This is a genomic window from Nitrospira moscoviensis (assembly GCF_001273775.1).
Classification (GTDB): Bacteria; Nitrospirota; Nitrospiria; order Nitrospirales; family Nitrospiraceae; genus Nitrospira_D; species Nitrospira_D moscoviensis.
In genome coordinates this window covers 3,986,043-4,012,285 of sequence record NZ_CP011801.1, presented here as the reverse complement: position 1 = coordinate 4,012,285, position 26,243 = coordinate 3,986,043, and the positions used below count along the sequence as shown (strand labels likewise).

Sequence of the window (26,243 nt, the reverse complement as noted above, 5' to 3'; positions counted from 1 at the left end):
GCGCAGCCTGTACGCCGATTTAGAAGACTCTGGCTGAATAGTGGGAATCTTGCTCCATAAAAGACGCAGCTCCTCCCGGTATTCCGCCTATCTTTTGCTTTGTGAATTGGCTCACAGAATCACATCAGGAATTGAGTTACCGTGACGCCATGACGAGAGAACATTCCCCATTAACAGACCGATCTAAGACAGACCAGATGCTCGGCCTCACTCAGCCGATCGAAGGGAGCCTCATGAAGGACATATCGTGTGCAAGAGAACATTCGGGCACGTGCGGGACGGCACATCAGACACCGCCATCTCATCAGGGCTCGGTGCCCGACGAATCAGCGAGCGGGCCGCGTTTCGGCAAATTCATCATCGCTGGGGTGATCGGGCTCGCCATCGGCGCATTCTTCTGGTTCGACCTGGATGCGTATCTCACGCTGGATACGGTGAAAGCGAACCGTGATCGGCTCCTGGCCTTCACTGACGAACATCACGCCGCCGCCGTGGCGAGCTTTATCGTCACCTACAGTCTGGTCACCGGCTTGTCGCTTCCCGGCGCCACGATATTGACCCTCGTCGGAGGCTTTCTCTTCGGGAGCCTGCGGGGCACAGCCTTAGTGAATCTCGGGGCGACCGGCGGAGCCACGCTCGCGTTTTTGACCGCTCGCTATCTCTTGCGCGGGTGGGTCGAGCAGACGTTCGGCCAGAAGCTGGGTCCGATTCAAGAGGGGTTTGCGAAGAACGCCTTCAGCTACCTCGTGACGCTCCGGCTCGTTCCCCTGTTCCCATTCTTCCTGGTCAATCTGGTGTCAGGCTTGACTCGGGTCCGCCTCGGCACCTATGTGCTCGCGACGGCTCTGGGCATTGTGCCGGGCAGCTTCGTCTATGCCTACGCCGGGCGGCAGCTGGGGACCATCAATTCGCTCAAAGAAATTGCCTCACCTAACGTGATCCTGGCGTTCACCTTGCTGGGACTGCTCGCCCTGGTGCCGATTCTGTACCGGCGATTCGCCGGTAAACCGGCTGACTTGGTGAATCGTACAGAGGCTTCATCTCACCCGTGAACGAGACTCAATGCCCCCTCATCAACCGAAAGGACCCCGCCCATGAGCGCGCCTGAAAAGGTGGTTGTTTCCAACGTGATGCTACCCGACGATGAACATAATCAACGCTTGATCAACTACGTCCATCCACCAAATTGGGTGAACCCGACACCGACTGGTCAATATAACCTGGTGGTCATTGGTGGAGGAACGGCCGGACTCGTGACGGCGGCCATTGCGGCCGGCCTAGGGGCAAAAGTCGCACTGATCGAACGGCACCTCATGGGCGGCGACTGCTTGAACGTCGGATGCGTGCCCTCCAAAGCCTTAATCCGGGCCTCGCGTGCCTGGGCTGATGTTCGAAAAGGTGAGGAGTTCGGCATCCACTTCTCCGGCGCGGCGAAGGAAGATTTCCCCGCCGTCATGACGCGCATGCGGACCTTGCGCGCCCAACTCAGCCGGACGGATTCGGCTCAGCGGTTTACCAGCCTGGGCGTCGATGTATACCTGGGCCAGGCGCAATTCACCAGCGCGCAGACCGTGCAGGTCGGCAGCGCGACATTAGATTTCGCCAAGGCCGTCATCTGCACCGGCGCACGGGCCTCCGCGCCACCCATCCCAGGACTACAAGAAGCGGGCTATCTGACCAACGAAACCATCTTTTCGCTGACCGAGTTGCCGGCAAAGCTAGCCATCCTCGGAGCAGGACCCATCGGCTGTGAGCTGGCACAGGCCTTCGCCCGGTTCGGCAGTCAGGTGTATCTGATTGAGGCGTTGCACGGGATCATGCCGAACGAAGACCGCGATGCGGCAGAGATTGTCGAGAAAGCGCTGGTTCGCGACGGTGTGACCTTATTCTGTTGCGGCAAGGAGTTGACCATCCAGAAGACGGAGACCGGCAAGCGGCTGACGGGCGGTTCGTATGGCCGGGCGTACGATATCACGGTCGACCACATTCTCGTGGGCGCCGGGCGTAAGCCGAACGTAGACGGTCTTGGCTTGGAGACGGCCGATGTTGACTACGACAAGGCGGGCGTCACGGTCGACGACCACCTCCGCACGACCAATCCGAATATCTATGCGGCCGGGGATATATGCTCCCGCTACAAGTTTACGCATGCGGCGGACGCCATGGCTCAGATCGTCATTCAGAACGCGCTCTTTCCCCATCCCTTCGGGCTCGGCACAGCACGGGTCAGTTCTCTTGTCATTCCCTGGGCAACCTACACCGATCCGGAGATCGCCCACGTCGGCCTCTACGAAGCTGAGGCGAAGGAGAAGGGGCACAAGGTGGAGACGTTCACGCATCGCTTAGACGAGGTGGACCGGGCGGTGCTTGATGGTGAAGCAGAGGGTTTTGCAAGGGTCCATGTGGAGGCAGGGACGGATCGCATTTTGGGGGCCACGATTGTCGCGGCCCATGCCGGCGATTTGATCAATGCGTTCACCCTTTCCATGAAAGCCGGACTGGGCTTGAAGACCCTGGCGTCGACAATTCATCCCTATCCCACACAGGGCGAAGTCGTGAAGAGGGTGGCCAATGCCTGGCGCAAGACCACCTTCACCTCACGACAAAAGAACATCCTCAGTAAGTGGTTTTCGTGGACGAGAAAATAGCCGTGGGAGCGGTTCCGGGACTTTTCGCACCATTGGATGAGAGGACACAGTGTATGGCACTCCGCACTTCGATCTTAATAAGCAGCCTCGCATTTCTGGTTGCCGCCGGCATGATTCCCGGTGAGCCGAACTTCCTGCAAGCGGAATCCACGGAGGCCCTAGAGATCGGCGCGTTTTCTGCGGCAACGCCGGATGGGTCTTGGCCCAACGGCTGGAAGCCACTCACGTTTCCCAAGATTTCCCAGCACACGACGTACCGCCTCGTGAAGGACGGCGACCGCGTCGCGGTCAAAGCAGACAGCCGGGCCTCCTCTTCGGGCCTGACGAAAGAAATTCTGATCGATCCGAAGGAATATCCGATCATTCAATGGCAGTGGAAAGTCTCGAATATCCTGAAGGCCGGGGACGTGGCCAAGAAAGAAGGAGACGATTATCCCGCCCGCCTCTATGTCTCCTTCCAATACGACAGCCAGAAAGTCGGGCTCTTCGGAAAAGCGAAGTATGAAGCAGCCAGGCTGATCTATGGCCGGTACCCACCGCTCGGCGCCATCAACTATATCTGGGAGAGTCGGGCGCCGGTGGGAACCGCTGTGCCGAATCCCTATACCGATCAGGTCCACATGATCGTGGTCGAAAGCGGCTCGAACAAGCTCAATACCTGGGTTACCGAGGAACGCAATGTGTACGAAGATTATAAGCGGGTCTTCGGCCAAGAGCCCCCGATGATTTCTGGCGTGGCCATCATGACCGATACCGACAATACCGGCGAGTCTGCAGAGGCCTATTACGGGGATATCGTCGTCAAGAAGCGAACCTGAATGGCGCAACCTGCGCCGTCATTACACCCGATAGGGTTGTCAATCGTTGTGCGGCCAATGAATTTGGTCGAACTTATCTCGCTCTCACGAAGTGTCTTGGAGAGATGTGCACCGTGGCTCGAATATTTCCTCCTCAACCGATCCATTCGTTTCTGCTCGCAATATGGTTGTGCTTTGCCGCGCCCGCACAGGGAGAGAATGTGGCTCCCGGGGCTCACTGGGGTGCCATCGATTTTCCCGATCGAGATCGCACCGTGATGATGGGTTACACTGTGAATCGGTTTACCGAATTTGATGGAGATCGGAATCGCTTCAACGCCATCAATCAAACCGCCGGCTTTAATTTTGCCACGGTCAGTTGGACGGACCGGATCAAGGCCTTGCCCGGTTGGTCCGCCAATCTGACGCTTGGGGCCGGGCCGACAGCGGAGACTCCATCGGAGAATGTGCAGAATGGCATTCATCGGGTCTCCGGCCAGGGACTCATCCCTGTCGCTCAAACACGCCAGGGTAGTGATGTCATGGCTAGCGGATCCCTCACGAGATGGAGTCCGCTGTTTTCATCGCGCGATACTGGGTTTGCCGGTCTGGGAGTTGCCGGGGGATCGCTCTATCAAGAGCTGTACGGGCGGATTGGAATCCGGCAACTGTCGCTGGGGGAACTGGCGGCCTGGCTCTTTCCAGATTTGGATCATGCAACACTGCACGACGCGTCCCGGTTTGTTCGATTTTCAGCCATGGGCCGGTATAGCCGGCTCTATGGCGGATCCGCCTATTCGAGCAATGTCACGGCCAATCAATCCTACCTGGGCCAGGTCTCGTTGTCATTTGCGGATTATACCGTGGGCAACGGGGCAAGGCCGCGCTGGGAATTGGAATTTGCGCTGACCTATGACTCGGGGTTGTTTGCGTCCCCCAATGGGCGCTGGCTCACTCGCCGGTTTGGCTCCGTGGCGCTGCATTTCCCGTACGGCACCATTGAGACGTGGAATGATTGGGTGGGATCTACAGATTCCGGTCCTACAGGCGGGTTCAGTCTTATGCTGGATGCGCTGACGCTCTATCAGAGGTTTGCCGGCCAGAGTTGAGACCTTCTTCCCCTTATGGAATCCCTACCCTGTTAAGACAGAGCTAATGAGGTTTGTGTCACCTTTGTGCGACCCGCTTCGTCTCTCTGGTCGCGAACAGCTGGATACCAACCGGGATGCTAAATATACAGCCAACAAACTGTGTCGAAGTGTTGGGAAAGCGGTGACGTCTATTCGTGATACATAGAGTCCGCGACTGTGAAAGGTTGCAAGCGTGTCTGCGCAAATTGTGAAAGATAGGTAGGCGTACATCGGAAGCGAACGTCATTGAGAAGAGTCAAAGGTTGGATTCGATAGATTCTTGTCATTTCAGGAACCTGACAGCGTGCTTTTCTACTGGTTCTTCATCTGCGAACGGGCATGTCACCCCGGAATTACTTCGACTCTTTGGGCTTCTTGGCTCGCAGCTGAGCGAGCGTTTCTTTTATCACGGTGGTTCGATCAGACTTTAGCTGGTCAATGAAGGCCTTGGGGGCTGCGGTCTTCGGGTCATACCTGGCTCCCCAAAGAATTAACTCAAGGAGCATCGGTAGCAGATCCTCCCATTTATTCGTCAGCTGGTAGAGATACTTCTTCTGATCCTTGGGATCGATCTGTTTGGACACAATCTCCTCTGACTCGAGACGACTGAGCTGATCGGCGAGCACATTGGTCGCAATGCCTTCACCGGACTCCAAAACCTCGCCATAGTACGGCTTCCCTTTAAAGATCAGGTCGCGAATGATCAACAAGGTCCACCGATCTCCAAGGACATCAAGGGTGAATGCGATCGGACAACTAGTGTGGCGGCCACCTACTCCAGAAACGATCACGCCTCAGTGTGCGTAAGTGACAATCGACCTGATACAATTATGGGGGCGGTCAGCCTCGCTCACGCACTCCCTCAAAGGCCAAGGTCGGATAGAGAAGGGTGGCCATCGGGACGAGGGCCCAGTGGCCAGCGATATTGGCGTTCCTCCTCTGTAATGGGAAGGTCGTTGATGCTTGCGAGGCGCTGGTGCATGAGGCCGTTTTGGTCGAACTCCCAGTTCTCGTTCCCGTAGGACCGAAACCAATTCCCGGAATCGTCGTGCCACTCATAGGCAAAACGCACGGCGATGCGCATTTCGTGGAATGCCCACAGTTCCTTGATCAGCCGGTAGTCCAGCTCCTTAGCCCATTTGCGGCGCATGAATTCTACGATCGCCTCACGGCCAGACAGAAACTCGTTGCGGTTCCTCCATGAACTGTTGGCGCTGTAGGCCAACGACACCTTCTCAGGGTCTCGGCTGTTCCAGGCATCTTCGGCCAGACGCACTTTCTGGATCGCAGTGTGCCAGGTGAAGGGAGGAAGAGGAGGTCGGATAGGTTGTATTGACGACATGATGTACTCCTATAGCGTACACACGCGCGGGACTTGCGTGCTTGCTCCGAAATCGCCAGGCACTGTGGCCAGCAGTTGATAATGGCCCAGGCCCAGTTCTTTGCCGTAGGCTTTCCCCACGAGCACGTCCTGCACATGCTGGTGGTCCTGGACGCGGAAGTAGGAGCGGCCCTCTTTCAGCCCGTCGAACGCATGGCCCTCCAGCGCTCTAATGATCGCCTGCGTGTCGGTCGTGCCGGCCCGTTGGATCGCTTCCAGAATCTGCGTCATCGCCGCATAGCCGTGGTAGCAGCGCGAGGTGGGGGTGTGATGGTACTTGTCGATCACACCTTGAATAAACCGCCGGGAGCTCTCACTGTTGATCTTCGGGTCCCAGATCAATCCCCAGATCCCTGCGTTGTTGGCATAGCCGAGCGGGCGGCCGATCTGCTCGCCGCCGATCATCCCACCCACTCCGATCTGCTCCTTGACCAGCCCCGCCGCTGTATAGGCCTTCAGGGCATGAACGAGATCCCAGCCATAGAGATTCAGGATGACGGCGCTGGGTTTGGCAGTTCTCGCTTGAGCCAGCGCGGTTGTGAAGTCGGTGGTTCCGAAGGGCGTGCGAACTAAGCCAACCACTTCGCCACCTTCGGCCAGGAGTGCGTCGGCCATGGCCTGCTCCGCGGCCCGGCCGTCCATCGTCTCCGCCGTGACCATGAACCAGCGATTCCCGTAGGTCTTCACGAGATGGGGCGTGACGGCCCTGGACAACATCCGGGCACTCGGCATGAAGACGAACGTGTGCGAGTTGCACCCGCCCCCCGTCAGCTCCGGCACATGCGCGCCGGTCACCATGAAGAGCGTATTCTCCTTCTTGGCCAGGTCAGAAACGGCGAGCGCGACCTCCCCATTGAAGGTGCCCATGAGGGCATCCACGCGGTCTTCCTTGATGAACTTGGTGGCGGCTTTCAATGCGGTCTGAACATTCGAGGCGTCGTCGGCTTCCAGAATCGCGACCTGGCGTCCCAGCACCCCGCCATCCTTGTTGACACGATCTACTGCCACCGTCGCCCCATGCACATCGTGAACCGAGGAGGTTTTATAGGGGCTGGATAGCGGGTCGAGGATGCCGATCTTGATGGATTCGCCCGCGTACGCGACGCGTGGTCCGGATGACTGTCCCAACACCTGCGCGGCCAGATTGCTGAACGCCAGCGTGCCGCCGGTTGCCGCCGCCAGTTGCAAAAACCGTCTGCGAGAAATCGTATTCATGGGTCACCTCTCTGGTTGTGAGACGCGGTTGTGTGCGCATGCCGGAATCTGCATATGCCAATCCGCCCGTATCGCAAGCGGGGTGTCGCGCTGGAGCCGTTCATTTGCTATAGGCGCGCAGTTGCGCCTCAAGTTCGGCTATCCGCTTTCGCAGCGGTTCTGCCAGTTCTTCGACCTCACCAATCGAGTAGCGGGGCGTGATGTACTTGGGGCAGTTCCAGTCGAACGACACGATGTCGATGAAGACCAGGCGCTCCACGCTCGACCGCATGTTCGAATCGGCGATCTGCGCGACGAGTTCCGGATGGAAACGGGCGTCCTCGACGCGGGCATGACCAAGGATTTTCAGCCGTGCGCGATTCTTGTAGTCCATGAGAAACAGCGCGACGCGGTCGTTCACGGACACGTTGCCGGTTGTGAGCAATTGCCGATTTCCTTTGTAATCGGCGAACGCCAGAGTCGTGTCGTCGATGACGCGCAAAAACCCCTGAGTCCCCCCGCGATGCTGGATGTAGGGCCATCCGCTTTCGCTGATGGACCCCAGGTAGAAGCTGTCTCGCGCCGCAATGAACTCGGCCTCGGCCTGGCTGAGCGGGTCCCGTTCGGGTGCGCCGGTGATCACGCCCGCTCGTCCGTAATATTGCTGCTGCGCACGGCGCACCGAATCCGTAAATGTCAGATCGAGATATTTCGTTGCCATCGTGGTACCCCTTGCACGCGTCAGCCCTCTGGCGGCCAGGAGTGGACTCCTGGCCGCCTCAATGAGGGAGTCTCAAAATACGATCGTTTTCCACCCGTCCACCATATACTGGCGCAGGCTCAAGAGGCCGGATGTCCCGGCGAGGGCATTGTCCTTCTTCAGCGGCACACCGCACGCCTCCACACCGTCCTTGGCTCCAAAGACATCCGCGCATCCGCAGGAGGCACCCTGCACGACATCACGCACCGCGTTATAGAGGCCGTTGGCTGGGTGGGTCAGCTTCGTGAGTTCCGCCGGCCACCGCGTGCCGGCGCCGTTGAACACCACGGCCACCTCATCCCCCTTCTGTTTGCTTTCGGCTGCGACCGCCAGTGCGTTAAAAACCCGGCCGAGTGCTTCCTCTGAGCCGCTCTTCGGATCGGACATGATAATGATGGCTGTTTTCATGGGGTCTCCTTGGTTAAAGATAGTGAAACGATGACGGCGAATCATTACTTCATCGCCGAGAGAATCTTGACCGTCTGCGCTGTGCTCCACACATCACTCGCGATCAAGCGGAAGTTCACAAACGCCGCTTCATAGCCGTCGAACCCCGGCAGCTTGGCGGCCGCCGTGGCATCGGTGACCACCACGACTTCGAATCCCTGCTCCAGCAGCTCGCGCAGATGCGATTCTGTGCAGAGATTGGCCGACATCCCGGCGAGGATCACTTGGCTGATATCGGCTTTGCGGAGTTGCAGAATCAGATCGTTCGTCTCGGGCCCGAACACTTTGTGCGGGCTGGTCACGATCGTACGGCCGTCTTCAATATAGGGTTTGTAGCGATCCAGCCAGTCGGCGCCCGATCCGGCAAATCCCTCCTGCGTCAACGCCCCCTTACGATCGAACATGCCGATGTTGTGCATGAGCACTTCCAGCGCGCCACCGAACTTCCACTGGTGGTCATGCGGATAGTAATAGTGCGGGCTGACGAAGACCGGCACGCCGCTCGCTCTGGCGGTTTTGAAGAGACTTTCAATGTTCTCGACCGTGTGGTTCTCCTGCACACTCTGACCGACCACGCCCCAGGCCACTCCCTTAGGGCTGAGGAAATCGTTTTGGGGATCGGTGACCACCACGGCCACCCGACCCTTCTTGAGTGTCAGGCCGGGACGAGGAACCGGCGCATCCTCCCGTGGTCCGGCATAGTGCGACACGGTCGGTTTGGGGTCCTGCGCATACACGGCTGATGTCAGGGGGAGACTCACGACAACAGCCGTGAGGGACACAATGATTGAACGAATAATTTTTTTGGTCATGATGGCATCCTTTCTCTGCATTGATATAGGCCATTCCTTAGAAACGCCCCGCGCCTTCCGCCTCTAGCCGCAGGCGCAAGAAGAGGTGGCACACCCGTGCGTGAGTGTGACCTCCGGAAAGTCGATGACAGTGCCAGCGATATGGTTGACGTAGTTGCTGAAGATATTCAGCGCGACATGGGCTACCGTCTCGATGATCTCGCCATCGGTCAGCCCGGCCGTACGCGCCTGTTCAAGCTCTGGGGCCCCGAGCTCCCCGCGCTGCACGACGATATGGCGCGCCAGTTTGAGAATGGCATCGGTTCGTGGATCAGCCGCGTTGGCTTGCCGGGCATCGGCGAGGTCCTGCTGGGCCAGCCCCAGCTTGCCGCCGATGAATGTGTGGGCGCTGAGGCAGTAGGCGCATTGATTGGTCTCGGCGACCGCGAGCGCGATCAGTTCACGGACCTTCGGGCTCAAGCTTCCGTCCGCAAGCGCGGCGTTGAAGCTGAGGTAGCCTTGGAGCGCAGCCGGAGCGTTGCCCAAGACTCGAAAGAGATTCGGGACCACACCTAACTTTTTCTGGACGCCCTCAAAGAGCGCCTTGGCCGGCCCGATGGTGGTCTGGGGGTCGAGATGTGCGATGCGATTCATACGGTCCTCCTTTGTGAATGGATCTGATTGGTTACAGCCGCGTTGAATAACCATCGCTAGAGCAGATGGCGTGCCTGATCGGATACGCGTAGTAAGATATTGAAAATACAGTGATTTAGTTGATTTATCTCGGCTGGAAGTAGCAACGACTATTCGTATATTACGAATAGTCGTTGCATGTATGCATGAAATCTCGTAGCCTGTAACCATCAATGGATCCCCGCAAACTCCCACAAGTGATGGTCTCCACTGCTCAACAACGCGGGCTTGATGCGGTGCTGCGCACGATTACCGACGGCATTGCCCAATGTCCGAACACGGTGCTGACGCGGATTTGGCTCGCGACCCCCAACTACCTCTGCAAAGTGTGTCGCGGCCGGGACGATGCTTCCGACCACAGCCGGTGGTTGCACCTCGTCGCCAGCGCTGGGGTGCCGCGTGATCCGCAGGCCGACTACGGCCGCCTGGATGGCGCCTTTCATCGGTTTCCCATGGGAGAGCGAAAAATTGGGCGTGTGGCTGCGACGGGCGAGCCGCTCCGGCTGGCTGGACTTCGCGGTGATGAGGAGTGGATCGCTGATTCTGCCTGGTTCGTGCACGAGGGAGTCCGGACCTTCGCGGCGCAGCCCTTGATTTTCCGGGATGATGTCCTCGGAGTGCTGGCGCTCTTCGACCGCGGCTTGCTCGACGAGGAAGCCTTCGAGTGGCTGCGCATATTCGCCGATTACGCGGCGGTCAGCATCGCGAACGCTCGAGCGTTCGATGAGATCAGCCTGCTGCGCACCCGTCTGGAAGAGGAGAACCTCTATCTGCGCGAGGAGGTCACTGCTGCCCTTGGGATGGGAGAATTCATCGGAGAGAGCCAAGCGCTCCAGCACGTCTTACGTCAAGTCCAGCTGGTCGCGCCGACCGATGCCGCGGTGCTGATCACCGGTGAGAGCGGCACGGGCAAGGAGCTCGTGGCCCGTGCGATCCATGACCGCAGCCCGCGCCAAGGCCGGGCGTTGATCAAGGTGAATTGCAGTGCCGTGCCTGATGCTTTGTTCGAGAGTGAGTTCTTCGGCCATGTGAAGGGGCCTTCACCGGTGCGCTCGCGGATCGACCGGGCCGTTTCGAAGTGGCTGATCGCGGGACGCTCTTTCTCGACGAAATCGGGGAAGTGCCGCTGGCGATGCAGGCGAAGCTACTGCGTGTACTTCAGGAGGGAGAATTCGAACGCGTTGGCGATACGCGCACACGGACAGTGGATGTCCGGATCGTCGCGGCGACCAATCGCGACCTTAAACGCGAGGTCGAAGCCGGTCATTTTCGAGAAGACCTCTACTATCGTCTCAGCGTGTTCCCGGTCCACATTCCGCCGCTCCGTGAACGCCGTGAGGACATCCCGAAGCTGGCGCTGCATTTCATCACTCAGAGCGCCCGGCGAATGAATCGCCGAGTGCCACGCATTACCCAGGCGGTGCTGAACCAGCTGGCCGCCCACGACTGGCCAGGCAATGTGCGAGAACTGCAAAACGTCGTGAAGCGCGCGGTCATCCTCTCTCAAGGCAGTTCCCTGCGTATTCACCTTCAACCCACGCCGTCGCGCGAGAGCAGTACCCTATTACCGTCGATCTCTTCGGCAGTGCGGCTAACCACCCGAGAAGAACTGAAACGCCAAGAGCGGGAGAACATTGTGCAGGCCTTGCGGCTCACAAAAGGCAAGATCTTTGGCTCGGACGGTGCGGCCGTCTTGTTGGGCATGAAACCGACCACGCTTGCATCGCGGATCAAGGCGCTGCGGATCAAGAAGGGCAAGGTGGATTCTTAACCGCGCAATCCCATCGCCGCTCGCCGGCGCGTCCAGACATGCGCAGACGTCTCATGCACTGAGGCGTCTGTCAGCGGTCGAATTCTATTTCCTTCTGCAGCTTGTCCAGGTCGTCCAGGATACGGATGAATTTTCTGCCGAACGGCGTGACCACATACTCTACGCGGGGAGGGATTTCGTTGTACGCGATGCGTTCGATGATGCCAAACGCCACGTTCTTGCGAAGACATTCGTTGAGCACTTTGGTCGTCAGGCCCTCCACGCTACGAACCATCTCTCCCGGCCGTTTAATACCGTTGGCCAGGAGCTGATAGACCGTCAGCGACCATTTGCACCCATAAATGGTCTCCACCATTCGAGCGCCCTGTTCCGGCGCGGATCGCCGGGAAAATATTTTCGCCTGTCTTTCCATCAAGATGTACCGCTTAGTGCCTACTGAACCACATGGTACCTGCTTGGACTCGGTCTGAGCGCGTCATAGACTGCCCTCACACGATTGTGTTCGCTCTTTTAACGTAAGGAGGTGCTCTCATGCAACGCGCTAATCAGCCACTCGCCCTGATCGTCGGCGGCTCCAGCGGAATAGGCCTCGCTACCGCACGGCTCTTGCTCGCTCGGGACGTCACAACGGTGATTGCGGGCAACTCACCGGGAAAGCTGGAGACGGCTCAACGCGAACTGTCTTCGCTTGGCACAGTTGAAACGCTTCAAGCCAACTTGTACGAATCGAATGACATCCAACGCATCATTGCGTTTGCCGAGGACCATAGCCGCCACATCACGTACTTGGTCAATGCCGCAGGCTATTTCAAGCCGACGCCGTTTCTTGACCATACAGCCAAAGACTATGACGCCTATCTGGATCTCAACCGAGCCCTCTTTTTCATTTCACAGGCCGTCGCAAAGAACATGGCCGCAAACGGTGGCGGCTCCATCGTGCATATTGGATCGATGTGGGCGAAACAGGCCATCAAAGCGACCCCTTCCTCTGCGTATTCCATGGCGAAGGCTGGGCTGCATGCCCTCACGCAACATATGGCGATGGAGCTGGCCGGCTACAACATTCGGGTCAACGCCGTGTCGCCGGCAGTGGTCAAGACGCCCATTTATCAGGCCTTCATTGATCCGCAGGACATGGACGAGACACTCGCCACGTTCAATAGCTTTCATCCGATTGGCCGGATTGGCACCGTGGAAGATGTGGCAAAGGCCATCACCTTTCTGCTGAGCGATGACGCCCAATGGGTGACGGGGGCTATTTGGGATGTCGATGGCGGTGTCATGGCGGGCCGGAACTAGCCAATCGACTCCGATCGGCGCGTGCGTGCGCGAACGCCTGCTGAAACCGTCCGACAGCAGTGAGTGGGGAGACAGCGTTGCGAAGCTTCAACTCATCGCCTGCATAGAGTGCAACGACACATCTCCGGACGTCCTGGAGGGGTCTGCGTCTCTGTCTGCGCAGGCCCCTCCATCATTCGCGTCGGATGCAATCAGATGAAAGGCTGTGTCAGCCGACCGCGGCAACCTGCGACGTCCATGATTGCGCGGCAAACTGGACATCGAGCGGCGTATGGGCAATGTGGTTGACATAATTGCTCAATGTCTTCAGTGCGACGAGTGTGAGGACATCCAACACATGCCGCTGGGTATAGCCTGCGGCCACAACGCGCTGAAGATCCTCTTCCGGCACCCAGCCGCGATGACGGAGGATCGACATGACCAGCGTCCGCAGGGCATTGAGCTTCCGATCCGAGAGGGATCGCTGTTCTCTCAATGCCGTGAGCACGTCCTCGGGCATGCGCACCATCTGTGCCACGGTGGAGTGGGCCCCGACACAATAGGCGCAGTCGTTGGTGGTGCTCACGGTCAAGGCCACGACCTGCTGCTCCACCGGCGAGAGGGCACTCTGTTCCAACGCTGTATTAATTCCGGCATAGGCCTGCACAGCGGTCGGGGATTCTGCCAGGACGCCAAACAAATTGGGAAGAAATCCGTACTTTCTCGTGGTGGCGTCGAGGGTCGGGCGTGACGCCTCCGACGCCGTGTCCTTCGTATGAATCTGAAACTTCATGATGGTACTCCTCCGTGGTATTAACCGGTTACTTGCCTTGTGCCGCCATTTTTTTCAGCCCTTCGGTCGTGACGGGTGAGCCGCCGACACCCCACTGGCCTGAGGGAACGTCTTCAACGATGACCCACGTCACGGGCCGCAGCCCTTCTCCTTCGACGGAGACAATTGCATCCGTCACCTTTCGGATCAGTTCCTGCTTCTGCTCCAGACTGAGATACCCACTGAGCCCTTTCAATTGTACGAGTGGCATCGTGCCTCTCCTTTCAGGATAGAAACCCATGAGGTTATTTGCAGACCATGGCGCGGCCCCCTGCGCCTTCGCGCCGTGAGGCCGCCCCTCATCCCCGCGAACAAAACCGAACACCACGTCTACTGAGTCAATCCAAAATATTTCCACTCGGAGACAGTTCCCATGAACGCCGACCGCAATGTCTCTGGCAATGCCGCAGACGCCGCATTATATTGCGTCCGTGTGGCCCACACGGACAGATCGACGTGGACCTTCGCATCTTTGAGATCCTGTCGGCCGGTCACGGACACGAACCCCGGTTGTGTTTTCAGAAAACTAAACATGGCTGCCCGGGCCTCCTCGAATGCCTTTTCTTTCCCCGGCGCCGCGACATAGGTCATGATCTCTGTCACGGCCCCCTCACGTACGGTCTCGGCACCAGATGCTGGCGGTATCCCCAGAACAGCCGCCGCGAGCAACCAAGTTCCCATGGCACCAGCACGAAGCACGTTGATTCCAATTCTCTTCATGGTCGCGTTTCCTTTTCTGTGATAGACGGTGTGATGATCCTATGGCTCCTGCTCATCAGCGTACGCATTACATGGCACACCTCCCTTTGATACACTTGACCCCATCGATGACGTGCTCCCGACAGAATCCGCTAGGGATAGACATCGGCAGACGACTCGACCTCAGGCCATTTGGCCTGCGCGGCACGAAGCAAGGCCGACCGCCCCGTTTTCCATTTCGCTTGCACCATGGAATCGTGATTGAGATAGAGCTTTCCCTCGACGACTTCCCAGATATCACCAGCGATGGCGGCCTTGACACCTTCGGCCACGCCATAGGCACAGAATCCACCGAATTGCGGCGTGAATCGTTCCGGCGTCTGCACAAAGACGGCGAGATGCGCAGGGGACGCGAAGAGGAAGGTCGATCCTTTATAGACATGAGAAAGCGAGGGCAAGCCTTTGACCGCCTTGTGGTCTTCGAAATAGGCCACCGGGTCGAAGCCATCGATGGCCACCCCATGTCGCTCGTAAAATTGGCCCGACTCGGCAGGTCCCGCTAGAGTTAGACTGGCACCGACCAGGAGACTGATTCCAACACTGACTTTGACCCATCGACGGAACACTTCCATCATGCCACCTTCCCTTCTGGACAGGCCCCTCTCTTGAGCGCCCGCTTGATGAGAAATCCGAGCAAGGACACCGGTGTGGCGCGAGGCAGCAGCCGGTTTTCCCACGCCATCACCTTATTGAGGAGACCGGACACGACCGTGGCCTTCTTCCCAAGCGCCTGTAGCCCGACGGCGGCCACCTGCTGTGGCTGCTGAGGGATCAGCGGCAGCTTGGAGAAGTCGATGTCCATATTGGCCGTCATCTCCGTATTGGTGAGACCAGGCGATAGCACCAGGACATCCACCCCATACGGCTTGAGTTCCACATGCAACGCTTCGCCCAGACTCAGGAGATAGGCCTTCGTGGCCGCGTAATGCGCGACATATGGCACGCCTTGATAGGCAAATAAGCTGGAGACGAACATCAACCCGCCTCGACCTCGCGCGGCAAGGCGCCGCCCGTAGTACTGGGCTAACTGCATGGGCGCGACGGCATTGAGCTGCACGAGCTGGAGATGGGCCGTTTCATCGGTATGCACGAAACTCCCGGTGAGTTCGGCCCCGGCATTGAGAATGACGAGACCGATGTCGAGTCCCTCTGTCGACGACACAATCGTCTGAATTGCCTCCGGAACGCGTAAATCCGCTGGCACAGGGAGCACAGTGACCCCAAATTCCGTCTTCAATTCAGTCGCGAGTTCGTCCAGGTGCGCGTGGCGCCGTCCCACCGCAACGATGTGAATATGGTTGGATGCCAGTTGGCGAGCCAATTCGCGTCCAATTCCTGACGTGGCTCCGGTAATCAAGGCCCACGGTCCGTATTTCGCTTGCGCCTCCTGATCCATCTATCATCTCCTCCTTTGTAGCGCTCCTAAACCCGTGTTCTATCGGCTCACAAGGTGCATCGCGATCCACGCATGTCTTTGCGGCCCCATCCTCAAGATCCCATACTTATACTGGACCGATCGGTCCATATTTAGCCAAAAAAACACTTACTCCACCGACTTAAGAATCAAAGGAACCATGGATCGCGCCGCTCGTTTATCCAGGCCCGCTTTGATGAGCGTCCTCAAGCCGGTCATGGAGCTCACCAGATAGCTAGCCAGCGCATTGAGATCGGCATGAGGCGACACTTCACCTTCCGTTTGAGCCCGCTTGAGCGCGGCTCTAAACACGTCTCCGAGACCGTGCAAACCCTGAGCCACTGGCTTCGCGAAGACGGTATCCCGCTGACCCAACTCGCTGGCTGAATTGGCGACGAGACAACCCTTTTCACCGTCCGGCTGCTGCGCCGTATCGGCAACGGCCCGAAAGACTGCTTCTATGAAACGTCGTCCAGACTTGGCTTCCCTCAAACCATGGCTCAGTTCTGAAGTGAACCGTTCCTGATAACGAGTCAAACACCGTGTAAATAACTGGCGTTTGCCGCCGAAGCTCTGGTAGAGACTGCTCTTGGAGAGTTTCATGGCAGTGAGCAAGTCGCTCATCGACGTGGCCTCATAGCCCTTGCACCAGAATACGTCTACGGCTGCATCCAGTGCCTTCTCCGGATCAAATTCGATAGGGCGGCCAAGCGTCATAACAATCACTATATGAACCGAACGGTCCATATGTCAAGCCTTGCCATCTGATGGTGGCCTCACCTGCCGACGATGGCTGTCAGATCCTTCCATGTTTGCCTCGAACAATCTCGATTGAGCGGTAGAGCAAGCTTATTAAGATGGCCTAGCCCCATCTTGCCTCCCCTTGAGACCCACAATCGTCCACACTTCGATGATGAGCCACGCTGGCCAGAAATGGCCCAGCAGATCTATTATGTTCCTAACTCTCTTTCGGCATCGGCCCGATGAGTGGCTGGTACGGAGCACGACGCGGGAGAATCCCGCCGTCAGGGCCGTGGTAATGCTGCAACGCATCCGGCAACCACCCTTCGATCTGATTGATACGCGTCAGATCGGATGGATGCGTGGAGAGAAACTCGGGAATGGCATGTTGCGAGCGGAAGCACAGTTTCCCGATCATCTGTTTGGGGCAGCCGCTCATGCGTTCCCAGAACGGCACGGCTTCGCGCGGGTCGTAGCCCGCCTGCGCCATCAATCGCAGTCCGATGTAGTCCGCTTCCGATTCTTGCTTGCGATTGAACGGCAGGGACACGTTGACGCCGTAGGCCCCCAATACACCCTGGATCGCGCCTCCCCCTGCCTGCCCAGCCGCCGCGGCGCCGATCGCGCCCAGTTGGGCGATTTGATCGATGATGCTCCGGCTCATCCGCTCGACTCCATGACGCTGGAGCGCGTGCGCCACTTCATGGCCGATCACCGTGGCCAACCCCGCTTCGCTTTTCGTCACCTTGAGCAGCCCAGTAAACACCGCCACCTTCCCGCCGGGCAACGCAAAGGCGTTGATCGTCTTGTCATCGTCAATCACGGCGAATTCCCACTGATACTGAGGTTTGTTCGAGGCGTTGGCGATCCGCTGCCCGACCCGTTGGACCATGTCGTTCGTCTCGCTGTTCTCGCTCACGCGCGCGTGCCGCAACACCTCCCGATAGGCGCTGAGTCCGAATTCCAGTTCCTTCTCTTCCGAGAAGAAAATGAGCTGGTCGCGCGCCGTGCCGGGAGCGCGGTAGCACGCGGCGAGGCTTCCCATGACGCTCACCGACATGACGATGCGCCATGCCGCGGTCGCGCCAAGAGACAGAAGTGTCCTGCGAGCGACAGGCCTTGAACCGTATGGGGATGGCTGGTGACTCATGCGTCTACTTCGCAGCCACCACGCGCAAAAAAGAGGCCTCGGTGAATGTCGCCGATGCTGACCATGCCGACGAGCGTGCCGTGGTCGGCGACCGGAAGACGGCGAAAATTCTTCAACCCCATATACGACGCCGCTTCAAGGATGGGTGTTTCCGGTGAGACCGTCAGCGGGTTGCGTACCATGATCTCCTCGGCCTTCTTTCCCAGCACCTCGGGATAGTTGTGCTCCATTTCCAGAAAGTCCCGGCTGTGCACCGCATCATGAATGTAGTCGCCATAGTTGGGATACATCGGCAGCATGACGTCGCGCAGCGTGACGATCCCGAGTAATTCCTGATTGGCACTGACGATTGGAATGGCCCCGCAATGCCGGCTTAGCATTTTCACGACCACGTCCCGCACGGTTTCTATCGGGATGCTTGTGACGACTCCCGTAGACATCACCTCATGGATTCGCATGGAAGCCTCCCTTCGTTTCGCTCATAGGCCTGAGATGCTGGTCTGGTTTCCGATGCCCGAGCCGCTCGGGCGCTGTTCCCCGGCAGGCACAGTCCGATGATCCAAGTGGTACTGCGACTGGCAATGGCCGCAGTACACAAACCAGAGGCAACCATCAGGATAGTAATCACACTGAAGTTTCGGCATCAGTTCGTGGGCTCCACAAGTCGGACAGGGGAGTTGGTGGAGCTGAATACGTAAGGCCATTACTGGGTCGTCGAGAACGGTCATGGCGGGCCTCCCTGTCGAACGGGATGCATGGGCTGGGTTTTGATCGCGCTCACGTTAGGCCGCGACGAGCCGCGGCATACGGGGACTGGTGAACTGAATGGACTCGGCTGAAGCCGTGGATCGTTTTCGGTGTTCAAGAATCAGCGCATCGACCAGATCACCGCAGAGCAGGCAGCGATAACCGTCCACGCACAGGCTGCTGCTCCTCCCTTCGAGATCGCAGATCCGCTCCTGCACCATCAGCCCGTTGCATCGTTCACAGGTCACGATTCACCTCCTTGTGGATGGGAAACATGTGGCTATCCTGAGCCCGATGCTAGCAGGTGTCTCGCCGCCGATCTGTAAGGTACCTCACGTGTTCTCCATTCTTTCTTCGTGCACTTGTAATCCAGCCCACAGAACTTCTGAGTGCTCCGCAGTAGAGTGCAAAACTTATTGCGGGATCACGCCGCGGCCGTCCCACCGATGAGACGGAGAGAGTTCTTAATATTCACCTGTTCGTTATGAAAGGAGTGCAGCATGGCCAAAGTCGCCATTATTGTGTTAGCCGACACAGACACCCATGAAGGATTGGGACGTGTGGTCAACGCAATGGAAGCCGTCAAAGAGTTCAAGGACGCCCACGACGACGTCCAGCTCATTTTCGATGGCGCCGGGCCCAAGTGGATTCCGGAACTGGAGAAGCCCGATCATAGGGCCCACGGGCTCTATGTGGCGGTGAAGGATCGAATCAGTGGGGCGTGCGACTTTTGCGCCGGCGCGTTCGGTGTGAAGGATCAGGTCGTGGCCTGCGGCGTGAAGCTGGCGGGAGAATACGACGGTCATCCGAGCTTCAAGAAGCTCGTGTCCCAGGGGTATCAGGTCATCACATTCTAATTTCGTGAACCATCGGACATCCGGACGGCGCAATCTCCACGGCCGGGTGTCCGCCCCTTGCAGTGAGCATCAACACACTGCCGATCCCCATCATCGGAAGGAAACCAGGCCATGAGAAACCCGTTACGATTTTTTATCGAATTGATCCAGCAGCCCCTCTGGGTCTCCCTGTGGGTCTTGTTTCTCATGCTCGTCAACATGGCGAGTCTCGCCTTCTGGCAGGAAGCGGTCGCCCAGCTCATCTTCATGAATTTTCTCGCGAGCGCGATGCTGATGATGGGGCTCTATGCGCGATATGGATTCACTAAGGTCCTTGGGCTCGGCCACGTCCCTTGGATTCCGCTCCTGGCCTATGTTGTCACGCAGATTTCTGCCGCTGAGGCGTCCTTCAAACGCTATTTGCTGGTCTTGTCGGTCTCCATGGCCATCTCCTTGGTGCTCGATACGATTGACGCCTGGACCTACTTCAGAAACCGGAAACGCCTCTAACAGCCACTTCGTGCAGGCCGACGGCACTCCGGAGCGCTTATTGCCCCAGCGAGATCGGGGCCACCTCACAGTGCCCCCAGCGCACCGATGCGCATCCACCAGAATCGTCACCTGATGCCAGGTCTTGACCATTGTCCGCGCCACAAGGCATAGAGGATCGGAATCACGAGCAGCGTGAGCACTGTCGAGCTGACCATCCCGCCGATCATCGGTGCCGCGATGCGTTTCATGACGTCCGCGCCCGTCCCAGTGGTCCACATAATGGGGAGCAATCCGCCCATAATCGCGGCGACTGTCATCATCTTTGGCCGTACCCTTTGGACCGCTCCTTCCAGAACGGCTTCTCGTAGATCCTGTGTCGTCGTCATGCGACCTTCGCGTACCCGCCGCTCATAGGCCTCATCGAGATAGACGAGCATGACCACGCCCGTCTCCGCCGCCACGCCGGCTAGGGCGATGATGCCCACCCAAACCGCCACGCTGAGGTTGTAGCCCAGATAGTCGAGATACCAGATGGCCCCGATCGCGGCGAAGGGGACGGACAGCAAGACGATCAGCGATTTCGCGAGAGAGCGGAAATTGAGATACAGGAGCAAGAGGATCAAGGCCAGGGTCACAGGAACCACGAGCTTTAATCGTTCTTCGGCCCGCACCAGATGCTCGTATTGACCGGTCCAGATCATCCGGTAGCCAGGAGGTAACTTTACCCGGTCTCGCACCGCGCGTTGGGCGTCTTCGACGTAGCCGCGAAGATCGCGGTCGCTGACCGCGACCGAGACCAAACCGGCCAGCGCTCCCGCCTCATCCGCAATCGACGGCGGCCCCTGCGTGATGACGAGATCTGCAATTTGTCCGAGCGGAACCTGCGCGCCGCTCGGCGTGGGAATCAGTACCCTCTTGAGCCGGTCTGGGTCATCGCGTAGTTCGCGCTTGTAGCGCACATTCACTGGATATCGTTCCCGCCCCTCGACCGTCGTCGTTACGGTTTCTCCCCCGATGGCTGTGGTAATGACCGCTTGCACATCTCCCACCGTCAAGCCATAGCGGGCCGCCTCGCGTCGGTTCACGATCAGATCCAGGTAATACCCCTCGTTGAGCCGTTCAGCAAAGGCGCTTTTCGTGCCAGGCACGGGCCCTAAAGCCTGTTCGACCTCTACGCCGATTTTCTCAATCGTCTTCAAGTCCGGCCCCAAGACTTTGATGCCGACCGGGCTGCGCACGCCGGTTGTGATCATCTCGGTCCGGGTCTGAATCGGCATCCACCAGATGTTCGGAAATCCAGGAATGCGCAGCTTGGCATCCATTTCATCCAATAAACGCTCCCACGTCATGCCGGGCCGCCATTGCGCTTCCGGTTTGAGAGTAACCGTGATCTCGGCCATTCCCACGAAGGCCGGATCGGTGGCGGTCGGGGCCTTCCCCATCTTGCCGAACACCCGTTCCACTTCCGGAAAGGTCGTGAGCAACTGGTCCTGGACCTGCAACACCTTGGCCGCTTCGGGGATGGAGAGACCAGGGACGGTGGTCGGCATGTACAGGATCGTTCCCTCGTTCAGCGGCGGCATGAACTCCGCCCCCAGACGCATGAATACCGGCACCGTGAGCCCGACCGCCGCCACTGCCACCCCGAGTGTCAGCCACCGGACGCGCAGCGCGCCGGAGAGGATGGGTCGATACAGCGCGATCAACAGTCTGTTCAACGGATTTTTGGTTTCTGCTCGAATGCGCCCCCGGATGAGGAGGACCATCAGCACAGGAGCTAACGTCACCGAGAGCGCCGTCGCAAAGAGCATGGCAAACGTTTTCGTATAGGCCAACGGTGTAAACAGTCGGCCCTCCTGTGATTCCAGTGCAAAGATCGGTAAGAATGACACGGCGATCACCAGCAGCGAGAAGAACAAGGACCGGCCGACTTCCTTGGCCGCCGCAATGATGGTCTCGATCCTGTCCGAATGAGGATGTTGTTCTAACCGCTTGTGCGCGTTTTCCACCATGACGATGGCGGCATCCACCATCGCGCCGATGGCAATGGCAATCCCACCGAGCGACATGATGCTGGACGTGATGTTCAGATAGGCCATTGGGATGAAGGCGAGCAGGACTGCTACAGGCAGGATGAGAATCGCCACGAGGGCGCTGCGCAGGTGAAACAGAAAGACGATGGTGACCAGGCTGACGATGATGCTCTCCTCCACCAACTTCTCACGCAGTACGGCAATGGCCCGATGAATCAGATCAGACCGGTCATAGGCGGGAACGATGTGGACGCCCTTCGGCAGGGCCGGCGTGATCTCTGCCAGCCTGGCTTTGATTCGATCGATCACGGCGAGCGCGTTCTCTCCGGCTCGCATAATCACGATGCCGCCCACCGTCTGGCCCTTGCCGTCCAACTCGGCGATGCCCCGACGCTGGTCTGGCCCGACGTGGACATGGGCAATATCCCGGATCAAGATGGGCGTCCCGCGGCCATCTGTCCCGACGGGGATCAGCTCAATATCCTCCACAGATCGCAGGTAACCTCGCCCTCGAATCACGTATTCGGTGCCGGCCATTTCTAGGACTCGCCCGCTCACCTCCGCATTACTGTTCCGGACCGCTTCAATGATCGTCTTGATCGGTAATCGGTAGGCGGCCAACGTGTTCGGGTCCACTTCGATTTGATACTGCTTGACGAACCCGCCGACCGCGGATACTTCTGCCACTCCAGGCACACTTTCGAGTTGGTAGCGCAGGTACCAGTCCTGAAGGCTGCGGAGTTGCGCCAGATCGTGTGTGCCAGACTCATCGACCAGTGCATACTGATACACCCACCCGACGCCGGTCGCATCAGGGCCTAGAGTCGGTGCGACTCCGGAGGGCAACTTCCCGGTCAACTTCTGTAGATATTCCAGTACACGACTTCTTGCCCAGTACAAGTCCGTCCGATCTTCGAAGATCACGTACACATAGGAGACTCCGTATTCCGAGACCCCTCGGACCCGTTTGACTCTCGGCCCGGCAAGCAGAGACGTGACGATTGGATACGTAACCTGGTCTTCCATCAACGTGGGGCTGCGCCCCTGCCACTCGGTGTAGATGATCACCTGGACATCGGACAGATCCGGGATCGCATCCAGCGGAACCTGCAATACCGCCCAGACTCCCCAGGCTGCCAACAGCAACACACAAAGGATGACCAGGATGGGATTGCGGGCGCTTCCTTCAATGAGTCGCGCGATCATGATCGATTACCTGCCCCCGTCGCCGACCGAGAACTGAAACTTTTCGGCAATGGGCGGGCGCCCTGGTACCGTCAGATTGACCGTCACCACCCAGGTGCCGCCCATGCCGAACCTCACCGTCCCTTCGTAGAGTCCATCCTTGGTGTGGCGAGCCGTCGCCTTGGAATCACTCATGCCCGGCATCGGCATGGTATAGACGAACATGACTTGCGCATTGGTCACCGGCTTGCCGACCTGATCCGTCACATTGAGCCGGAGCAGAATCTCTCCGGCCTTTGGCTTTTCAGGCACAGTGCTCAAAGACAGAGTCAGACCGCCAGCCTGTCGGGGCTCCATGACCACGATCACAGGCGCTAGCTCCATGCCCTTCATCCCTGCCATATCGCCCATCCCCTGCATACCTTCCATCCCTTCCATCTTGCCCTCATGCGCGCCGCGCATCTGCCAATCGGCCATGCCGATCCGACCCATCATGGCCTGCATGCTCGACGCCGAGGTCAACTTGCTCTCTGCATCCAACAAGAAATTGGCCGAGGTGACGATGCGATCTCCTCCCTTGAGTCCCTCCAAGACTTCCACATCATCCTGGCTCCGACGTCCCAGCTTGACTGACGCCGGCTCATAACGGCCTTGCCCCCGATCCAAGAACACGAGTTGACGAAGCCCCGTCTCCAGGACTGCCTCCTTCGGCACGACTAAGGTGCGGACCGCATCCGTCTGTACGAGTACGTTCCCGTACATGCCGGGCTTCAGCTTCAGCCCAGGATTCGGCAATTCCACCCGCACGCGCACCGTACGGGTGTCGATGTTCAACGAGGGGTAAACATAGGCAACCTTGCCGTGAAAGGTGGTTCCTGGATAGGCGGCAAACGTGACTGAAGCTGGTTGGTTGAGCCTCACCGCCGCGACCTCGGATTCATAAATGTCGGCAGAGATCCAAATCGTGGAGAGATCCGCCACTTCATACAGCGTCGTGCCTGGCTCCACGTACTTTCCTGGGAAGGCCTCTCGAGCGAGGACGAACCCATCGGCTGGGGCATAGACCGTGAGCACCGGCTCCGCGGTCCCTCGATGTTCCAGCGTGGCAATTTGCAGATCGGTCACGTCCCACAGTCGCAAGCGCTCTCGCGAACTCGCCACGAGGGAGCCTGCGTTGGCTTTGACTTCAGCGAGAGGACTCGCAGCCAGTTGAACCTGCGTTCTCACGGCAAGGAGATACTCGTCCTGCGTGGCCAGGAGGTCCGGTGAGTAAAAGGTAAAGAGGGGTTCGCCTTTGCGTACAGGGCGACCGATCGAATCGACGAAGACTTCTCGCACCCACCCGGAGGTTTTCACGGTGACCTGAGTCAAGCCACGTTCGTCGTAGCCGACTGTACCGACCGCGCGAATCTCTTGCCCCAAGGACGCGTAGGTGACTGGGGCACTCCGAACCCCGATCAACTGTCTCGCCACAGCGGGAATGGCCACAGCCCCAGACGACGCTGCGGACATACCTGGCATGTCCTGCATGGGCCTCTCCTTCGTATTCACCTGCGTCAGGCCTCTCATCTCACCCGCATGTTGCGAGAGTGGTGAGCCGCCCCCTTTCTTCGCTGTCATCCCGGCCATGTCACCCATCATTCTGTGAGCGGCGAAGAAGCCGACGGCGACTCCAGCGATCACACCAATCGCCACGGCACCGACTATGAGAGTGTTTTTATAGAGCTGCTGGTTCATGTGCTCCTCCTTGAAGGCTGCGTTAGCTCTGCCGATCGAGAGTGATGCCGACGACCTGTTCGAGTTCAGCCAGCCGATGCTGTCGGTCCACGAGCGCTTTGAAATACTCAAGCTGAGATCCTCGCCACACCCGCTGGGCTTCAATCAGATCCAGAAACCCTGCTCTGCCCGCACGATACCCGACGCGCGCCGCGTCCAGGCTCTGCTCGACCTGTGGCAAGATGGTGGTGCGGTACAACGTGGTCACCTGGTCAGTCGCCCGGAGCCTGGTCAGGAGGTCTTTGACCTGAAAACGGGTCAGGTTTTCTAAGGTATGGTGTTGTGCCCGCGCGGCCGAGAGCGCCGCCGCGGCCTCCTGCACGCCTGCGTCATACTTCGGTTTGGTCCAAAGCGCGAAGGGGATGCTCATCGCCACATAGGCGCCGAATCCGTCGTTGGTCTGAAAGTTCTGGAAGCGCTGAAACGCCACATTGAAGTCCGGGTAGTACTGACGCTGGGCCAGCGCACGGGACTGCTCGTTCCGTTGCACGGCCAGCTCGGCGGCTTTGAGCTCCGGTCTCTCGTGCAGCGCGAGACGGTGGAGATCGTCGAGAGTTTTGTCGAGTGGGATCTGAGACGGCTCTTGAGGGATGCCCAACGGTGAGGTGGCATCCCGATCCAGCAGCGTATTCAGCATCGCTTCGGCGGTCTCGCGACGCTGTTCCAGGATGGGAAGCTGCTGGAACAGCAGGGACAACTCGATCTGGGCCTTGAGGACGTCGGTCTGGGCTCCCTTGCCCGTACGGAACTTCGCGGTCGTACTCTCGACGAACTGTCCGAGCAGCTCGACTTGTTCATGATGAATCTGGATCGCCTTGTGTGTGAGGAACAGATCGTAGTAGGCCTGCTTGAGGCGGGCGACTAACTCCCGTTCCTTCGCACGCAGCGCCTGCTCGGTCATCTCGGCCGAACGACTCGCCACGTCGCCTTTGAGCGCGAGTTTGCCGGGGAATGGGAGATTCTGCGAAAGACCGAAGATACTGTTCTGTGCCTGCGTGACGTTGAAGGTCTGCGGGACATTCCACAACTGGACTGACAGGGTGGGGTCATCCAGCGACCGCGCCTGCGTAATCCGTTGCAAGGCCGCTTCCCATTGTTGCCGTGCAGCGACAATCTCAGGATTCCGAGCCAGGGCTTCCTGGATCAAGTCTGGTAATCCTAATGACGATCGTGGAGTCTGATCGACTGCATAGGCGATGTGGCGTTCACCTGTCCAGAAGGCCAGGCTCACGACCATGATGGTGAGCAACCAAAACCGAGTTGACCAAGTCATGTGACGGTCCTCCCCAAAGGTTTGTCTGCCCGGTACTATTGCGAACCCCTGGCTCCTATCCTTGAACGGAAGTAAGGACTGGATGAGCCACGGCCCAGCGACGGGCAGAGAACGT

General features: G+C 58.6%; 28 protein-coding genes and 1 pseudogene. 9 read left to right on the top strand and 20 right to left on the bottom strand.

What is annotated here, in order from left to right; genetic code table 11:
• Positions 1-314 precede the first annotated feature (314 nt).
• From NITMOv2_RS19540 to NITMOv2_RS19525, 4 genes are all read left to right on the top strand, one after another.
• Complete coding sequence (locus NITMOv2_RS19540) at positions 315-1,052, top strand: TVP38/TMEM64 family protein (protein ID WP_238590401.1); 738 nt, start codon at positions 315-317, stop codon at positions 1,050-1,052.
• A 42-nt stretch (positions 1,053-1,094) separates the two neighbouring features.
• Positions 1,095-2,648 (top strand): mercuric reductase, encoded by a 1,554-nt coding sequence (locus NITMOv2_RS19535; protein ID WP_053381457.1) that lies wholly within the window; start codon positions 1,095-1,097, stop codon positions 2,646-2,648.
• Positions 2,649-2,701: 53 nt separating this feature from the next.
• Entirely contained in the window at positions 2,702-3,466 is a 765-nt protein-coding gene (locus tag NITMOv2_RS19530; RefSeq protein ID WP_238590400.1) for a DUF3047 domain-containing protein, read from the top strand.
• Between the two features lie 104 nt (positions 3,467-3,570).
• Positions 3,571-4,554, top strand: a complete 984-nt coding sequence (locus NITMOv2_RS19525) for a hypothetical protein (protein ID WP_145976441.1) — start codon at positions 3,571-3,573, stop codon at positions 4,552-4,554.
• Between the two features lie 374 nt (positions 4,555-4,928).
• On the opposite strand, the gene NITMOv2_RS19520 is transcribed toward NITMOv2_RS19525, so the two are convergent.
• The 7 genes from NITMOv2_RS19520 to NITMOv2_RS19490 all read right to left on the bottom strand — a co-directional run bounded on the left by NITMOv2_RS19520 (position 4,929) and on the right by NITMOv2_RS19490 (position 9,802).
• Positions 4,929-5,366 carry a winged helix-turn-helix transcriptional regulator gene (locus tag NITMOv2_RS19520; RefSeq protein WP_274519486.1) on the bottom strand — a complete coding sequence of 146 codons (438 nt, stop codon included), beginning with the start codon at positions 5,364-5,366 and terminating at the stop codon, positions 4,929-4,931.
• Positions 5,367-5,437: 71 nt separating this feature from the next.
• The gene (locus NITMOv2_RS19515) at positions 5,438-5,917 is read right to left on the bottom strand and encodes a nuclear transport factor 2 family protein (protein WP_053381454.1); all 480 of its coding nucleotides are present in this window, start codon (positions 5,915-5,917) and stop codon (positions 5,438-5,440) included.
• Between the two features lie 9 nt (positions 5,918-5,926).
• Positions 5,927-7,171 (bottom strand): ABC transporter substrate-binding protein, encoded by a 1,245-nt coding sequence (locus NITMOv2_RS19510; protein ID WP_053381453.1) that lies wholly within the window; start codon positions 7,169-7,171, stop codon positions 5,927-5,929.
• Between the two features lie 100 nt (positions 7,172-7,271).
• Positions 7,272-7,871: a pyridoxamine 5'-phosphate oxidase family protein gene (locus NITMOv2_RS19505; RefSeq protein ID WP_053381452.1), complete on the bottom strand. Its 600-nt coding sequence runs from the start codon at positions 7,869-7,871 to the stop codon at positions 7,272-7,274.
• A gap of 72 nt (positions 7,872-7,943) precedes the next feature.
• Positions 7,944-8,318: a DsrE family protein gene (locus NITMOv2_RS19500; RefSeq protein ID WP_053381451.1), complete on the bottom strand. Its 375-nt coding sequence runs from the start codon at positions 8,316-8,318 to the stop codon at positions 7,944-7,946.
• 44 nt (positions 8,319-8,362) lie between these two features.
• Positions 8,363-9,169: a cysteine hydrolase family protein gene (locus NITMOv2_RS19495; RefSeq protein WP_083448398.1), complete on the bottom strand. Its 807-nt coding sequence runs from the start codon at positions 9,167-9,169 to the stop codon at positions 8,363-8,365.
• A 63-nt stretch (positions 9,170-9,232) separates the two neighbouring features.
• Positions 9,233-9,802: a carboxymuconolactone decarboxylase family protein gene (locus NITMOv2_RS19490; RefSeq protein ID WP_053381450.1), complete on the bottom strand. Its 570-nt coding sequence runs from the start codon at positions 9,800-9,802 to the stop codon at positions 9,233-9,235.
• 212 nt (positions 9,803-10,014) lie between these two features.
• Between NITMOv2_RS19490 and NITMOv2_RS19485 the strand changes: the two are divergent.
• Together NITMOv2_RS19485 and NITMOv2_RS24315 are read left to right on the top strand one after the other, a co-directional pair.
• A pseudogene (locus NITMOv2_RS19485) lies at positions 10,015-11,105 on the top strand (sigma 54-interacting transcriptional regulator); the annotation flags it as partial.
• A 33-nt stretch (positions 11,106-11,138) separates the two neighbouring features.
• Positions 11,139-11,612 (top strand): AAA-type ATPase lid domain-containing protein, encoded by a 474-nt coding sequence (locus NITMOv2_RS24315; protein WP_476638862.1) that lies wholly within the window; start codon positions 11,139-11,141, stop codon positions 11,610-11,612.
• Positions 11,613-11,682: 70 nt separating this feature from the next.
• On the opposite strand, the gene NITMOv2_RS19480 is transcribed toward NITMOv2_RS24315, so the two are convergent.
• On the bottom strand, positions 11,683-12,024 hold the full coding sequence (locus tag NITMOv2_RS19480; protein WP_053381449.1) for a winged helix-turn-helix transcriptional regulator: 342 nt from the start codon (positions 12,022-12,024) through the stop codon (positions 11,683-11,685).
• Positions 12,025-12,143: 119 nt separating this feature from the next.
• Here NITMOv2_RS19480 and NITMOv2_RS19475 point away from each other — a divergent pair, with 119 nt between their 5' ends.
• Positions 12,144-12,911, top strand: coding sequence for an SDR family NAD(P)-dependent oxidoreductase (locus NITMOv2_RS19475; protein WP_053381448.1), 768 nt, complete (start codon positions 12,144-12,146; stop codon positions 12,909-12,911).
• A gap of 208 nt (positions 12,912-13,119) precedes the next feature.
• Here the strand turns inward: NITMOv2_RS19475 and NITMOv2_RS19470 are convergent, their stop codons facing one another.
• The 9 genes from NITMOv2_RS19470 to NITMOv2_RS19430 all read right to left on the bottom strand — a co-directional run bounded on the left by NITMOv2_RS19470 (position 13,120) and on the right by NITMOv2_RS19430 (position 18,781).
• The gene (locus tag NITMOv2_RS19470; protein ID WP_053381447.1) at positions 13,120-13,683 is read right to left on the bottom strand and encodes a carboxymuconolactone decarboxylase family protein; all 564 of its coding nucleotides are present in this window, start codon (positions 13,681-13,683) and stop codon (positions 13,120-13,122) included.
• A gap of 28 nt (positions 13,684-13,711) precedes the next feature.
• Positions 13,712-13,933, bottom strand: a complete 222-nt coding sequence (locus NITMOv2_RS19465; RefSeq protein ID WP_053381446.1) for a tautomerase family protein — start codon at positions 13,931-13,933, stop codon at positions 13,712-13,714.
• A gap of 119 nt (positions 13,934-14,052) precedes the next feature.
• Complete coding sequence (locus NITMOv2_RS19460) at positions 14,053-14,442, bottom strand: antibiotic biosynthesis monooxygenase family protein (protein ID WP_053381445.1); 390 nt, start codon at positions 14,440-14,442, stop codon at positions 14,053-14,055.
• Between the two features lie 131 nt (positions 14,443-14,573).
• A complete protein-coding gene (locus tag NITMOv2_RS19455; protein WP_238590399.1) occupies positions 14,574-15,056 on the bottom strand; it encodes a YHS domain-containing (seleno)protein in 483 nt (160 codons plus the stop codon).
• Positions 15,053-15,877, bottom strand: a complete 825-nt coding sequence (locus tag NITMOv2_RS19450; protein ID WP_053381444.1) for an SDR family NAD(P)-dependent oxidoreductase — start codon at positions 15,875-15,877, stop codon at positions 15,053-15,055. The genes NITMOv2_RS19455 and NITMOv2_RS19450 overlap by 4 nt, the downstream gene beginning before the upstream one ends.
• Before the next feature lie 147 nt (positions 15,878-16,024).
• Positions 16,025-16,642: a TetR/AcrR family transcriptional regulator gene (locus NITMOv2_RS19445; protein WP_053381443.1), complete on the bottom strand. Its 618-nt coding sequence runs from the start codon at positions 16,640-16,642 to the stop codon at positions 16,025-16,027.
• Positions 16,643-16,853: 211 nt separating this feature from the next.
• On the bottom strand, positions 16,854-17,696 hold the full coding sequence (locus NITMOv2_RS19440; RefSeq protein ID WP_083448222.1) for a M48 family metallopeptidase: 843 nt from the start codon (positions 17,694-17,696) through the stop codon (positions 16,854-16,856).
• An 86-nt stretch (positions 17,697-17,782) separates the two neighbouring features.
• Positions 17,783-18,244 carry a CBS domain-containing protein gene (locus NITMOv2_RS19435; protein WP_053381441.1) on the bottom strand — a complete coding sequence of 154 codons (462 nt, stop codon included), beginning with the start codon at positions 18,242-18,244 and terminating at the stop codon, positions 17,783-17,785.
• A 324-nt stretch (positions 18,245-18,568) separates the two neighbouring features.
• The gene (locus tag NITMOv2_RS19430) at positions 18,569-18,781 is read right to left on the bottom strand and encodes a hypothetical protein (RefSeq protein ID WP_145976440.1); all 213 of its coding nucleotides are present in this window, start codon (positions 18,779-18,781) and stop codon (positions 18,569-18,571) included.
• A gap of 252 nt (positions 18,782-19,033) precedes the next feature.
• Between NITMOv2_RS19430 and NITMOv2_RS19425 the strand changes: the two genes are divergently transcribed.
• Both NITMOv2_RS19425 and NITMOv2_RS19420 read left to right on the top strand, forming a co-directional pair.
• Positions 19,034-19,390 (top strand): DsrE family protein, encoded by a 357-nt coding sequence (locus NITMOv2_RS19425; RefSeq protein ID WP_053381439.1) that lies wholly within the window; start codon positions 19,034-19,036, stop codon positions 19,388-19,390.
• Between the two features lie 111 nt (positions 19,391-19,501).
• Entirely contained in the window at positions 19,502-19,879 is a 378-nt protein-coding gene (locus NITMOv2_RS19420) for a hypothetical protein (protein WP_053381438.1), read from the top strand.
• A gap of 107 nt (positions 19,880-19,986) precedes the next feature.
• On the opposite strand, the gene NITMOv2_RS19415 is transcribed toward NITMOv2_RS19420, so the two are convergent.
• From NITMOv2_RS19415 to NITMOv2_RS19405, 3 genes are read right to left on the bottom strand one after another with little or no spacing between them, the layout of a single operon-like run.
• Positions 19,987-23,100: an efflux RND transporter permease subunit gene (locus NITMOv2_RS19415; protein WP_053381437.1), complete on the bottom strand. Its 3,114-nt coding sequence runs from the start codon at positions 23,098-23,100 to the stop codon at positions 19,987-19,989.
• A gap of 6 nt (positions 23,101-23,106) precedes the next feature.
• Positions 23,107-24,816 carry an efflux RND transporter periplasmic adaptor subunit gene (locus tag NITMOv2_RS19410; protein ID WP_053381436.1) on the bottom strand — a complete coding sequence of 570 codons (1,710 nt, stop codon included), beginning with the start codon at positions 24,814-24,816 and terminating at the stop codon, positions 23,107-23,109.
• Positions 24,817-24,838: 22 nt separating this feature from the next.
• Positions 24,839-26,128, bottom strand: a complete 1,290-nt coding sequence (locus NITMOv2_RS19405; RefSeq protein WP_083448221.1) for a TolC family protein — start codon at positions 26,126-26,128, stop codon at positions 24,839-24,841.
• Between the last annotated feature and the right edge of the window lie 115 nt (positions 26,129-26,243).

What these genes read in the sequence shown, in the direction of transcription:
- NITMOv2_RS19435 (WP_053381441.1), bottom strand. Translation starts at nt 18,244, where the DNA reads ATGCGAATCCATGAGGTGATGTCTACGGGAGTCGTCACAAGCATCCCG.
- NITMOv2_RS19415 (WP_053381437.1), bottom strand. Translation starts at nt 23,100, where the DNA reads ATGATCGCGCGACTCATTGAAGGAAGCGCCCGCAATCCCATCCTGGTC.
- NITMOv2_RS19530 (WP_238590400.1), top strand. Translation starts at nt 2,702, where the DNA reads ATGGCACTCCGCACTTCGATCTTAATAAGCAGCCTCGCATTTCTGGTT.
- NITMOv2_RS19445 (WP_053381443.1), bottom strand. Translation starts at nt 16,642, where the DNA reads ATGGACCGTTCGGTTCATATAGTGATTGTTATGACGCTTGGCCGCCCT.
- NITMOv2_RS19465 (WP_053381446.1), bottom strand. Translation starts at nt 13,933, where the DNA reads ATGCCACTCGTACAATTGAAAGGGCTCAGTGGGTATCTCAGTCTGGAG.
- NITMOv2_RS19450 (WP_053381444.1), bottom strand. Translation starts at nt 15,877, where the DNA reads ATGGATCAGGAGGCGCAAGCGAAATACGGACCGTGGGCCTTGATTACC.
- NITMOv2_RS19535 (WP_053381457.1), top strand. Translation starts at nt 1,095, where the DNA reads ATGAGCGCGCCTGAAAAGGTGGTTGTTTCCAACGTGATGCTACCCGAC.
- NITMOv2_RS19500 (WP_053381451.1), bottom strand. Translation starts at nt 8,318, where the DNA reads ATGAAAACAGCCATCATTATCATGTCCGATCCGAAGAGCGGCTCAGAG.
- NITMOv2_RS19420 (WP_053381438.1), top strand. Translation starts at nt 19,502, where the DNA reads ATGAGAAACCCGTTACGATTTTTTATCGAATTGATCCAGCAGCCCCTC.
- NITMOv2_RS19410 (WP_053381436.1), bottom strand. Translation starts at nt 24,816, where the DNA reads ATGAACCAGCAGCTCTATAAAAACACTCTCATAGTCGGTGCCGTGGCG.
- NITMOv2_RS19525 (WP_145976441.1), top strand. Translation starts at nt 3,571, where the DNA reads ATGTGCACCGTGGCTCGAATATTTCCTCCTCAACCGATCCATTCGTTT.
- NITMOv2_RS19470 (WP_053381447.1), bottom strand. Translation starts at nt 13,683, where the DNA reads ATGAAGTTTCAGATTCATACGAAGGACACGGCGTCGGAGGCGTCACGC.
- NITMOv2_RS19460 (WP_053381445.1), bottom strand. Translation starts at nt 14,442, where the DNA reads ATGAAGAGAATTGGAATCAACGTGCTTCGTGCTGGTGCCATGGGAACT.
- NITMOv2_RS19475 (WP_053381448.1), top strand. Translation starts at nt 12,144, where the DNA reads ATGCAACGCGCTAATCAGCCACTCGCCCTGATCGTCGGCGGCTCCAGC.
- NITMOv2_RS19495 (WP_083448398.1), bottom strand. Translation starts at nt 9,169, where the DNA reads ATGACCAAAAAAATTATTCGTTCAATCATTGTGTCCCTCACGGCTGTT.
- NITMOv2_RS19490 (WP_053381450.1), bottom strand. Translation starts at nt 9,802, where the DNA reads ATGAATCGCATCGCACATCTCGACCCCCAGACCACCATCGGGCCGGCC.
- NITMOv2_RS19510 (WP_053381453.1), bottom strand. Translation starts at nt 7,171, where the DNA reads ATGAATACGATTTCTCGCAGACGGTTTTTGCAACTGGCGGCGGCAACC.
- NITMOv2_RS19515 (WP_053381454.1), bottom strand. Translation starts at nt 5,917, where the DNA reads ATGTCGTCAATACAACCTATCCGACCTCCTCTTCCTCCCTTCACCTGG.
- NITMOv2_RS19405 (WP_083448221.1), bottom strand. Translation starts at nt 26,128, where the DNA reads ATGACTTGGTCAACTCGGTTTTGGTTGCTCACCATCATGGTCGTGAGC.
- NITMOv2_RS19455 (WP_238590399.1), bottom strand. Translation starts at nt 15,056, where the DNA reads ATGATGGAAGTGTTCCGTCGATGGGTCAAAGTCAGTGTTGGAATCAGT.
- NITMOv2_RS19440 (WP_083448222.1), bottom strand. Translation starts at nt 17,696, where the DNA reads ATGTCGGTGAGCGTCATGGGAAGCCTCGCCGCGTGCTACCGCGCTCCC.
- NITMOv2_RS19505 (WP_053381452.1), bottom strand. Translation starts at nt 7,871, where the DNA reads ATGGCAACGAAATATCTCGATCTGACATTTACGGATTCGGTGCGCCGT.
- NITMOv2_RS19425 (WP_053381439.1), top strand. Translation starts at nt 19,034, where the DNA reads ATGGCCAAAGTCGCCATTATTGTGTTAGCCGACACAGACACCCATGAA.
- NITMOv2_RS19480 (WP_053381449.1), bottom strand. Translation starts at nt 12,024, where the DNA reads ATGGAAAGACAGGCGAAAATATTTTCCCGGCGATCCGCGCCGGAACAG.